This is a genomic window from Trichloromonas sp. (genome assembly GCF_041583255.1).
GTDB lineage: Bacteria > Desulfobacterota > Desulfuromonadia > Desulfuromonadales > Trichloromonadaceae > Trichloromonas.
The window spans coordinates 1-10,822 of sequence record NZ_JBFHGD010000113.1 but is presented as its reverse complement, the minus strand read 5'-3'; the positions used below and the strand labels follow the sequence as shown (position 1 = coordinate 10,822).

Annotated in this window: 10 protein-coding genes; 2 read left to right on the top strand and 8 right to left on the bottom strand. The window is 61.6% G+C overall.

Features of this window, described 5'->3' with window-relative positions; all coding sequences use genetic code 11:
- Positions 1–74: 74 nt before the first annotated feature.
- Both ABYV89_RS10295 and ABYV89_RS10290 read right to left on the bottom strand, forming a co-directional pair.
- Positions 75–524: a Crp/Fnr family transcriptional regulator gene (locus ABYV89_RS10295; RefSeq protein WP_432822867.1), complete on the bottom strand. Its 450-nt coding sequence runs from the start codon at positions 522–524 to the stop codon at positions 75–77.
- A gap of 314 nt (positions 525–838) precedes the next feature.
- The gene (locus ABYV89_RS10290; protein ID WP_432822866.1) at positions 839–1,276 is read right to left on the bottom strand and encodes a universal stress protein; all 438 of its coding nucleotides are present in this window, start codon (positions 1,274–1,276) and stop codon (positions 839–841) included.
- Positions 1,277–1,476: 200 nt separating this feature from the next.
- Here ABYV89_RS10290 and ttcA point away from each other — a divergent pair, with 200 nt between their 5' ends.
- Entirely contained in the window at positions 1,477–2,268 is a 792-nt protein-coding gene (ttcA, locus tag ABYV89_RS10285; protein ID WP_432822865.1) for a tRNA 2-thiocytidine(32) synthetase TtcA, read from the top strand.
- Positions 2,269–2,294: 26 nt separating this feature from the next.
- Positions 2,295–3,065, top strand: coding sequence for a PP2C family protein-serine/threonine phosphatase (locus ABYV89_RS10280; RefSeq protein ID WP_432822864.1), 771 nt, complete (start codon positions 2,295–2,297; stop codon positions 3,063–3,065).
- A 90-nt stretch (positions 3,066–3,155) separates the two neighbouring features.
- Here ABYV89_RS10280 and glnE read toward each other — a convergent pair whose 3' ends face one another.
- The 6 genes from glnE to ABYV89_RS10250 form a co-directional block, all read right to left on the bottom strand.
- Positions 3,156–6,350, bottom strand: coding sequence for a bifunctional [glutamate--ammonia ligase]-adenylyl-L-tyrosine phosphorylase/[glutamate--ammonia-ligase] adenylyltransferase (gene glnE / locus ABYV89_RS10275; protein WP_432822863.1), 3,195 nt, complete (start codon positions 6,348–6,350; stop codon positions 3,156–3,158).
- Positions 6,350–7,396 carry an S-methyl-5-thioribose-1-phosphate isomerase gene (mtnA, locus tag ABYV89_RS10270; protein WP_432822862.1) on the bottom strand — a complete coding sequence of 349 codons (1,047 nt, stop codon included), beginning with the start codon at positions 7,394–7,396 and terminating at the stop codon, positions 6,350–6,352. Before mtnA ends, glnE begins: the two co-directional genes overlap by 1 nt.
- A gap of 66 nt (positions 7,397–7,462) precedes the next feature.
- Positions 7,463–7,792 (bottom strand): nucleotidyltransferase domain-containing protein, encoded by a 330-nt coding sequence (locus ABYV89_RS10265; RefSeq protein ID WP_432822861.1) that lies wholly within the window; start codon positions 7,790–7,792, stop codon positions 7,463–7,465.
- Positions 7,774–8,172, bottom strand: coding sequence for a nucleotidyltransferase substrate binding protein (locus ABYV89_RS10260; RefSeq protein ID WP_432822860.1), 399 nt, complete (start codon positions 8,170–8,172; stop codon positions 7,774–7,776). Before ABYV89_RS10260 ends, ABYV89_RS10265 begins: the two co-directional genes overlap by 19 nt.
- Positions 8,173–8,268: 96 nt before the next feature.
- A complete protein-coding gene (gatB, locus tag ABYV89_RS10255) occupies positions 8,269–9,717 on the bottom strand; it encodes an Asp-tRNA(Asn)/Glu-tRNA(Gln) amidotransferase subunit GatB (protein WP_432822859.1) in 1,449 nt (482 codons plus the stop codon).
- 123 nt (positions 9,718–9,840) lie between these two features.
- On the bottom strand, positions 9,841–10,822 hold a 982-nt coding region (locus ABYV89_RS10250), incomplete at its 5' end, for an amidase family protein (protein WP_432822858.1).

Genomic DNA, 10,822 nt, shown 5'->3' with positions numbered 1-10,822 from the left:
GCCCCCTGATTGCAGAGACTTGTCACGGGGAGACGGTCGAAAGTTAAGCATTCTGCAGTAACGTGGTTTCGGCCTCAGAAGATGGCGGCCAGTCGGTCGTAGGATTGGGTGAGGCGCATGGAGGTCGAAATGGAGATCTGTTTCAGCAGCTGCATGCCGATCTGGGGGGCCTGCACCAGCAGCGCTTCGAACCGGGTTTGCTGGAGAATGATCAGGTCGGTGGTCTCGATGGCTTCGGCACTGACGGGGCGCGGGTCTGGCGCCAGCAGGTTGTTTTCTCCCACCAGGGAACCCTGGGCATGAATGCCGACGATCAGCTGCCGGCTGCCGAATTCGGTTTTCTTTTTTAGCACGAGTTTGCCGCGGAGAATAAAGGCGGCATAGTAGTCGGCATCCCCCTCATGCCAGAGGGTAGTTCCTTGCGAAACCTGACGGTGTTCGCAGAAACTCAAAAAAAGATCGAGTTCGGAAACGGTCAGCTTGTTCAGAAACCTGAAGGTTTCACGGATGGATTGGGCGTGCATGATCCCCCCTCTTTTTTCTTTATAGCAAAAATACAATCAGAAATTTATAACACATTAAAAGATTGCTGTACATCAGGTTTGTCGGAGCGTGCTGACGGGGCGTTTGCGATAGGGCCAGGCCTGTGAAGGCGGATTAATGGTGGCAGGCCTGCTATTCAGAAGATCAACCCTGTGTTCGCAGGATTTGGCGAGTTATTTCTGGGGTGGCGACGTTCACCTTGCTGCGCAACCCCGAGCCGATGATGAATATGAAAAAAACAGCAGCCGGGACACTGTCCCGGCTGCCGCTTGAACGGGCGGGCTGTCGGTCGCAGTTACTTGACGATGGTGACCGTGCAGCGTGCGTGCGTGGCCACCTGGTGGGAAACCGAACCGAGCAGCCATTCGGCAACCCTGGAGCGGCCCCGGTTGCCGAGGATGACCATGTCATAACGGTTCTGGGTGGCATAATCGACAATGGCCTCGGCGGGATGGCCGACGATGCACTCGGTTGCGATGGCTTGTTTAGCGCTCCTGGCTTTTTCCTGCAGGGCCTGCTGGGCGGTTTCCAGGCGGGTTCGGGCCGAATCGATCATCGGTTCGATGTCCATAGGCACATCAATCAGGTCAGGTGATTGCACAACCGATAAGACCGTGACCAGGTAATGCTCTCCGAGGCAGTTTTTGACCAACCCCAGGGCAAAATCAAACGCTTTGTGCGAACTGGGGGAGTCATCAAAGGCCACCAGGATTTTTTTGGTCGTCTCGGGCATGGCTGTCTCCTTGCGGGTCGTTGATACCGTCATGTCCATGTTTCTCGCTTCAGCATAATACGCCCCCGGTTCATGTCAATTTGGTCGGGGCGGGATTATTGCATCACTGTTGTGGCGCTGCCGGTGGAGACGAATTGCTTGCATATTCGCCTGCGATAGATTAAAAAGAGCCGCAACTGTCAGATAAATAGGAGATAATCGTGCCTGTCGTAGAAGATCAGCTGTTTCGCAAAATCAAAAAAATGACCGGCCGGGCCATCGGCGACTTCAACCTGATCGAGGAGGGCGACCGGATTGCCGTCGGCGTGTCCGGAGGCAAGGACTCTTATTCCCTGCTGCATATCCTCGATGCGCTGCGTCGGCGGTCGCCGGTGAAGTATGAGCTGGTGGCGGTCAACGTGGATGCCGGCTTTCCCGGATACAAAACCCATATCATCGAAGAGCATCTCCGGGACCACGGTTTTGCATACCGCATGGAAACCACCGAATGCTACCGGATTATCGAGGAAAAGCGCCGCCCCGGATCGTCCTACTGCGCCTTCTGCGCCCGGCTGCGCCGCGGCGTGCTATACACTCTGGCCGATGAACTCGGCTGCAACAAGATCGCCCTCGGCCATCATCTCGATGATTTCATCGAAACGCTGCTGCTCAACCAGTTCTACATCGGCACCCTGGCGGCCATGAGTCCGAAGCTGCAGGCGGACAACGGCCGGCACACGGTCATCCGCCCGTTTGTCTATGTCGAAGAGCAGGAGATCATACAGTTTACCTTCAGGAATGAATTTCCGGTCGTCTGCTGTGCCTGCCCGGTCTGCGGCGTGGTGGACCAGAAACGCAAGCGCATGAAGCAGCTGATCCGCGACCTGGCCAAGGAGAACCCGCATATCCGCAAGAGCATGATCGGCGCGCTTGGCAATGTGCAGTTGCGGCACCTGATGGACCGCAATCTGCCCTCCTTTGAATCGGCTGGCAGTGACGAAAATCTGGTGTAGAATTGAGTAAAAAACGGAAGGGATTTATGAAAAACGCTGACAAAATCGTGCTGGACATCGATCTGGCCAGCGAAGTGCAGCAGTTGCTCTTTCCAAAAAATTCACCGGTCTGCAACTGGTGCTGCCTGGGGGTCAAGAACCGCATGGCCATTGGGCTGGGCGGGGATTATTTCGATTTTCTGTCGGCCCCGGACGGCTGCCAGGTGATTTTTCTCGGCGACGTCACCGGTCACGGCCTGACGGCGTCGGTCGTCATGTCGCTGCTCTACGGCTACCTGCATCATGCGACCATGCGCCAGTGCACCCCCCTGGAGACGGTAGCGATGGTCAACGAATTTCTTCGTTCCTTTGCCGAACGCTCGGATCGTTTCGATTATCTTTTTTCCTCGTCGCTCTTTTTCAGCGTGATCGAGCCGGACACCATGGAGATGCATTACGTCAACGCCGGTCACGTGGCTCCGATGGTGAAACGGGGCGATCAGGTCTTTTACCTGTCGCCGACCGGGGTCCCGCTCGGGTTTTTCGACGAGCCGGAGATGGGCATGCGCACTTTCCGCTTTGAAAAAGGAGATCGTCTGCTGTTGATGACCGACGGCGTTACCGAGACCTCCAGCAGTGCCGGCGAATTTTTCGGCAACCGGCGCCTGGAAGAGGTGCTCCGCTCATTTCAGGGGGACCACCTGGAATTTCTCGACGAGGTGTTCCATCGGATCAACGAATTCGGCCGCGGCGAAAGGCAGAAGGACGACTGCACGGCGATCGTCTGCGATTTTCACGCCCCGGCGGCATTTGACTGATGCCGTGACAGGCGGTTTAGACCCCAATGTCAAGGGGGCGCCGGTCCTGCAAGACCGCGCCCCCTTGTTTTTTGAAAAAACTTCCCCCGTTTAGCCTTCCTGTTCGCTCCCCCCCAGCAGCCGTTCGAAGATGGTCCGGATTTTTTCCGTCACCGCCCGGTATTCCTCTAAAAAGACCTCGTCGGGCCGCCTTGGGCGGTCAGGGTAGCCGAGCCGGCGGGCCAGCTTGACCAGGTAGTCGCGCTCGCCGGAGAGCTCGTTGATCGACTGGTCGTGGACCAGTCGCAGGCGGTTTTCCAGTCGTCGCAGGAATTTATAGCCGCTCTCGAGCGCATCGAGATCCGCTTCGTCCAGCAGCCCTTCCTGGTGCAGCGCGTTGAGGGCCTGCAGGGTGTTATTGCTGCGCAGGCCGACATAATCGCGGCCGTGCAGGATCTGCAGGTACTGCACGATGAACTCGACGTCCACCATGCCGCCGCGGCCGGTCTTGATGTTGAAATGCCCTTCGTTTTCCCGGGCAATTTCAGTTTCCATGCGGGCGCGCAGGCGACAGATCTCTTCCTTCAGCCCTTCGGGGGCCGGTTTTTCGTAGACGAACTGGCGATTGAGTTCCTCGATGCGCCGGGCCAGGTGCTCCGGACCGAGAACCACCCTGGCCTTGGTCAGGGCCTGGCGCTCCCAGAGCGCCGCCGACGATTCGTGGTAACGCTCGTAAGCCGCCAGGCTGGTGACCAGGGGGCCCTGGTTCCCGGAAGGGCGCAGCCGGGTGTCGATCTGGTAGACGTAGCCTTCGCGGGTCATCAGGGTCAGCACCGAGATGATTCGCTGGGCCAGCCGCGAGAAATACTCCGGGTTGGACTGCTGCCTGAAGCGGTCGGGTTCGGTCCCTGCCACCGGGCGGGTTTCGCCTTCGCCCTCATAGACGAAAATGATGTCCAGGTCCGAGTGGTAGTTGAGCTCCATGCCCCCCTGCTTGCCCATGGCGACGATGGCGAAGCCGGCCTCCTGGTCGGTGTCCTGCCGGAAAGGGAGGCCAAAGCGGGGGATCAGCTCTTCGCGGGCGATGGCGACCGCCTGTTTGAGGCAGGCATCGGCGAGATACGACAACTGCGAAGTCAACTCGCCCTGAGGGGTGTGGCCGTGGGTGTCGCCCATGGCGATGCGCAGGAATTCCTCGTTGCGGTAGCGTCGCAGCACCTCGAGCTTTTCCTCGTAGTTGTCCGCTTCGGCCAGCTGGTCGGCCAGGTCTTTTTCCATGGCGGCCCGGTCTTTGTAGGCCATGGCATAGGAGCGGGAAACCAGCGAATCGAGAATTTCCGGGTGCTGGATAAAAATCCGCGAGAGGAACTGGCTGGTGCCGAACAGGGAGATCAGGACCGTGATGATTTCGCGGTTTTCCGCCAGCAATGCGTAGAAGGTGCCCCGCGCCCGGCGCACGGCGGTGGTCATAAAACGCTCGAGGTTGAGCAGGGCCATTTCCGGTTCAGGCGAATCGAGGAGCTCCTGCATCAGCAGCGGCGCGATGCGGTCGAGCTGACGGCGGCTGCGCCGGGTCAGGTGGGCGTGGGGCGGCCCGTCGCGCAGCAGCAGCAGGGTCTCGTAAGCCGCGTCCGGATTCTTGAACCCCTTCTCTTCGAGCAGGTCCTTGATCAGGTCGACATCGGCCGAAGGGTCGAACATGAAGGCCACTTCGGGGCGTACCACCTCACGCATATCTTCTTCGCTGGTGTAGAAAAGCTCACGGTAAATCGCCTCGACCCCGCCGCGGTGTTTTTCGAGGGCGCTGCTGAAGGCCGCCGTGTCGGCGTAACCGCAGCGGCGGGCCAGGGCCTTGCATTCGGCAGCGGCCGTGGGGAGGTTGTGGGTCTGTCGCTCCTGCACCACCTGGATGCGATGTTCGACGGTCCGCAGGAAGACATAGGCGTCGTGCAGCACCTTGCGCACCTCGGGCTTGATCAGCCCTTCGTGCTGCAGCCGCTCGAGGGCGCGCAGCGAGTTTTTCTCCCGCAGGGCCGGCTTCTTGCCCGAATGGATCAGCTGCAGCGCCTGGATGAAGAACTCGATCTCGCGGATGCCGCCGCGGCCGAGCTTGAGGTTGCTCTCCGCCTCCTGCTTGCGGGCCAGGCTCTGGTCGATCTTCTGTTTCATCCCCTTGATGTCCTCGACCATGCCGTAGTCGAGGTAGCGCCGGAAGATGAAGGGCTCCAGATTTTTTAGCAGCTTTTCACCGAGGGGGATGGCGCCGGCGACCGGGCGAGCCTTGATCATGGCGGCGCGCTCCCAGCTCTGGCCCCAGCTTTCGTAGTAGACTTCGGCGCTGCGCAGAGAGTTGGCCATCTCGCCGTTGTTCCCTTCGGGGCGCAGGCGCAGGTCGACGCGAAAGACGAAACCGTCCTCGGTCGGCTGGCCGATCGCCTTGGAGATGAGCTCGGAGAGCTTGCAGAAAAAGGGGTGCAGGTGGATGCTGTTTTTGACGGCGCCGGAGGGATCGGGAACGCCGGCGGTCATCCCCCGTTCCGAGGTGTAGAAATAGATGAGGTCGATGTCGGAAGAGAAATTGAGCTCGCGGCCGCCGAACTTGCCCATGCCGAAAATGGTAAACTCGGCTTCGACGGCGGCCATGCCGGCTTCGGCGTCGAGCAGGGGGGCTCCGTATTCGGCCCGCAGCTGGGCCATGCAGATTTCGTAGGCCCGCTGCAGGCTGGCGGCGGCCAGGGTCGACAGCTCGCCGGTGACTTCGACCAGGTCGGCCAGGCCGCCGAGATCGCGGCTGCCGATGCGCAGGATTTCCCGCGACTTGTACAGGCGCAGCTGCTTCTGCAGGTCGACGAAACTGGAGCCGTCGGGAATCCGCTGGCGCAGCTCGGCGAGCATGGTCGTTTCATCCTTGTGGCGGCCGATCTCTTCCTGGACAAAGAGGTCCTCGAGGAAGACGGGCCGCCGGCAGAGGATACCGGTGAGAAACGGCGAGGCCCCGAGGGCGACCAGCAGCAGGCGGCGGTTTTCCGGCTCCCGCAGGATCGTTTTGAACTGGCTCCGGTCGACGGTTCCCAGCAGGCGCTCGAGGCTGTTGAGGGCCAGGTCCGGGTCGGCGGTTGCCAGGGCCGTATCGGTCAGGGCCGCCAGCAGCGGAATGTCCTGCAGCGCCTCGTGCAGCAGTTCGAGGTTGGTGGCGGTCTTTCCCGGTTCGGCAAAGCCGAGGCCGGGTAAAAGCTCGCCCAGGGGGACCCGCGGGGTTCCCGTCAGTGCCGCATTCAGATGCCGGACCAGCGTGTCCTGTTCCATCAGCGCCCCTTGTTGACGATGGTGTTTATCCCCTTCAGGTAGTCGCCCTTGACCACCCCCCGCTCGGTGATGATGGCGGTGACCAGCCGGGCCGGCGTGACGTCAAAGGCCGGGTTGCGCACGGCGACCCCGGTGGGCGCGAGCTGCTTGTCACCGCAGTGGGTGACCTCGCGGCTCTCCCGTTCTTCGATGGGGATGCCGCTGCCGTCGGCAATGGCCATGTCGATGGTCGAGATCGGCGCGGCGACGTAGAAGGGGATGCCGTGCTCTTTCGCCAGCACCGCCACCGTGTAGGTGCCGATCTTGTTGGCGGTGTCGCCGTTGGCGGCGATGCGGTCGGCGCCGACGATGACGCAGTCGATCTCCCCCTTGCTCATCAGGTAGCCGGCCATGTTGTCGCAGATCAGGGTGACCGGGATGTTGTCCTTCTGCAGTTCCCAGGCGGTCAGCCGGGCTCCCTGCAGAAACGGGCGGGTTTCGTCGGCCAGTACGCTGACGTTCTTGCCGGCGGCCTGGGCGGCGCGGACCACGCCGAGGGCGGTGCCGTAGCCGCCGGTGGCCAGGGCCCCGGCGTTGCAGTGGGTGAGAATCCGGGCATTCTCCGGGATCAGCGCCTCGCCGTGGCGGCCCATGGCGAGGTTGACGCGGATATCCTCGTCGGCAATGGCCATCGCCTCGTATTCGAGGGCGATCTTGATGTCGGCCACCGGGTAGGCCTGGCAGGCCTTGGCGAAGCTCTTCATCCGGTCGAGCGCCCAGAACAGGTTGACCGCGGTCGGCCGGGTCGCCGCCAGCACCGCGCAGACCTTTTCGAAGCGGGCGAAGAACGAATCGAAGTCGTCGGCCTCGATGTCGCGGGCGCCGAGGTAGGCGCCGAAGGCGGCCGCCACGCCGATGGCCGGGGCGCCGCGGACCACCATGGTGCGGATCGCATCGGCGACCCCATGGTAATCGATAGTGTCGATCCAGATCTCCTCGGTGGGCAGGAGGCGCTGGTCGATCATGCGGCAGACGCCGTCCTTGTATTCGATCGGTTTGAAGGTCATTTTTGACTCCGGCAAAGGCGGTGATTGGTGATTAGTGATTGGTAATAGCGAAAACCAATTACCGGTTTATTGTTGTTCGGGGTCGGGATAGAACCTGCGCCCCTCCTGGGTGATCTTCTCCTTAAGCGTGACCTGGGCCAGTCGGTCCCAGTGCAGCAGGTCAAGCTTGAAGACCAAGGGCAGTTCGTCGATCTCATTCCAGAGTTGAGCGAAATTCTGGTCGCTCAGGGTCGGGGCGATGACCGCCAGGTCGAAATCGGACCAGGGCTTGTCGGTCCCCTTGGCGCGGGAGCCGAAAATGAGGACCCGCTCGATCTGCGGGTAGCGCCGGAAAATCTGCGCCATCTCCGCATAGTGGCGTTCGGCCAGGCCGAAAATCAGGCGTTCGTCTGCCATGCTCTGCATTTCTCGGCCAGCTGCCGAAAGAGGGAAATCCCCTGGCCGACAATGAAGTCGTACACTTCGTCGGCGAGCTTTTCATGATAGGTGTGGCTGGTCAGGTTGCGCTTCTTCTGCATGTCGGTCCAGAGGTTGCCATCCTCGATCAGTCCGGCCTGCAACGCTTCCTGCACCGTCTCGCGCGGGGTTCGCACCGGCAGCCCTTCCGCTTCGAGCTTCAGTTTCAGCATCTTCCAGCCCAGCTCATGGGTGAACTCGAAGCGTTGAATCACCGAATCACGAACAATATCATTTTTCTTCAGCGCCACCGCTTTCTCCAGTTGCGCCAGGGCCTTGAGATAGTCGGCGATCCGTTCTTGCAGCCGTTCCTCGTCCATGAAAATCTCCGAAAGGCGGTGATTGGTGATTAGTTTATTGGTGATGGGTTGGAAAGCCCTGAACCAATCACTAATCACCAGTTGCCAATCACTGGTCTACTGCAGTTTCACCTTCAGCAGTTCGTTGACCGCCGCCGGGCTGGCCTTGCCCTTGCTGGCCTTCATCACCTGGCCGACGAAGAAGCCGAAGACCTTCTCCTTGCCGCCCCGGTATTCCTCGACCTGGCCGGGGTTGGCGGCGATGATCTCGTCGATGATCGACTCGATGGCGCCGGTGTCGGTGACCTGCTTGAGCCCCTGTTCCTCGATGATGGTATCGGCGGTCTTGCCGCTCTTCCACATCTCGTCGAAAACCGTCTTGGCGATCTTGCCCGAGATGGTGTTGTCGTCGATCCGTTTCAGCATGCCGACCAGCAGCTCCGGAGACACCGGGCTGGCGACGATGGAGATCCCTTCGTCGTTGAGCCGCCGCTGCACCTCGCCCATCACCCAGTTGGAGCAGGTCTTGCCGTCGCCGTGCAGTTTGACGCAGGCGTCAAAATAGCCGGCCATGGCCTGGTCGGCGGTGAGCACCTCGGCGTCGTAGCGGGGGATGCCGTACTCGCGCACGAAGCGCTCGAACTTGGCTTCCGGCAGTTCGGGCAGATCCTGGCGGACCCGCTCGATCCACTCGGGGGAGATCACCAGCGGCACCTGGTCGGGGTCGGGGAAGTAGCGGTAGTCGTGCGCCTCTTCCTTGCCGCGCATGGAGCGGGTCAGCCCAGTGTTGGCATCGAACAGGCGAGTCTCCTGGACCACCTTGCCGCCGTCCTCGATGACCTCGGCCTGGCGCTCCACCTCGTATTCGATGGCCTGCTTGATGAAGCGGAAGGAGTTGATGTTTTTCAGCTCGGCGCGGGTGCCGAACTCCTTCTGCCCCCAGGGGCGGATGGAGACGTTGGCGTCGCAGCGGAAGGAACCCTCCTCAAGGTTGCCGTCGCACACCCCGAGGTAGACGACGATCTGGTGCAGCTTCTTCAGGTAGGAGATCGCCTCGTCGGCCGAACGCATGTCCGGCTCGGAGACGACCTCGAGCAGCGGGGTGCAGGCGCGGTTGAGATCGACCAGGGAGCCCTCCCCGAGGTCGCTGTGAAGCAGCTTCCCCGCGTCCTCCTCCATGTGGATCCGCGTGATGCCGATCCTCTTCTCCCCCTGCTCCGTCTCGATATTGAGGTGCCCGTGCTCGCACACGGGGAGCTCGAACTGCGAGATCTGGTACCCCTTGGGAAGGTCCGGGTAGAAGTAGTTCTTGCGGGCGAAGATCGAGCGGGGAGCGATGGCGCAGTTGGTCGCCAGCCCGGTTCGGATCGCCATCTCCACTACCTCCCGATTGAGCACAGGCAGGGCGCCGGGCAGGCCGAGGCAGACCGGACAGGTCTGGGAGTTCGGTGCGTTGCCGAAGCGGGTGGAGCAGCCGCAGAAGATCTTGGTGGCGGTGGTGAGCTGGACGTGAACCTCCAGCCCGATCACGACTTCGTATTTGGTGTTCACAAGATAGCCTTTCATGCCTTCAACGCAAAGGCGCAAAGGGTAAAAATCAAGTCGCAGAGTTTATTAAACTCAGGCGCTTTTGAATCCTTTGCGTCTTTCTTCGAGTCTTGGCGTCTCTGCGTTAAAAATGCCCTTGCCTTAGATGTTCGCCTTCTTCGTATGCCACTCGGTCGCCTGTTCGAAGGCGTAGCCGGCGCGCAGGATGGTCGCTTCGTCGAAGGGCTTCCCGATAAGCTGAAGCCCGATCGGAAGACCGCCGCCGGAGAGCCCGCAGGGAAGGCTCAGGGCGCAGGTTCCCGCCAGGTTGACCGGAATGGTGAAGATGTCCGAGAGGTACATCTGCAGGGGGTCGGCGGCCTTCTCCCCGATGCGGAAGGCGGGGGTCGGCGCCACCGGGGCGAGCATGACATCCACCTTTTCGAAGGCGTCGAGGAAATCCTGGCGGATCAGGGTCCGCACCTTCTGCGCCTTGAGATAGTAGGCGTCGTAGTAGCCGGAGGAGAGGGCGTAGGTCCCCAGCATGATCCGGCGCTTGACCTCCTCGCCGAAGCCGCGGGCGCGGCTCTTCATGTACATCTCGGTGAGACCGCCCCCTTCGTCGACCCTCTTGCCGTAGCGCACCCCGTCGTAACGGGCGAGGTTGCTCGACGCCTCGGCGGTGGCGACCAAGTAATAGCAGGCCACGGCGTAGGAGGTATGGGGGAGGCTCACCTCCACGATCTCCGCGCCGAGACCGCGGTAAACCTCGATCGCCTCCTCGACGGCGCGGGCGACGTCGGAGTCGAGCCCCTCGATGAAGTATTCGGACGGCAGCCCGATCCGCAGCCCCTTGACCCCATCGCGCAGCGTGGCTCGGTAGTCGGGACCCGGCACGTTGACCGAGGTGGAGTCGACCGGATCGTGTCCGGCTATGGCCTGCAGCACGATGGCGCAGTCCTCGATGTCGCGGGTCACCGGCCCGACCTGGTCGAGGGAGGAGGCGTAGGCGATGACCCCGTAGCGGCTCACCCGGCCGTAGGTCGGCTTGAGGCCGACAACGCCGCAGTGGGAAGCGGGCTGCCGGATCGAACCGCCGGTGTCGGTGCCGAGGGTGGCCAGGGCCTGCAGGGCGGCAACGCTC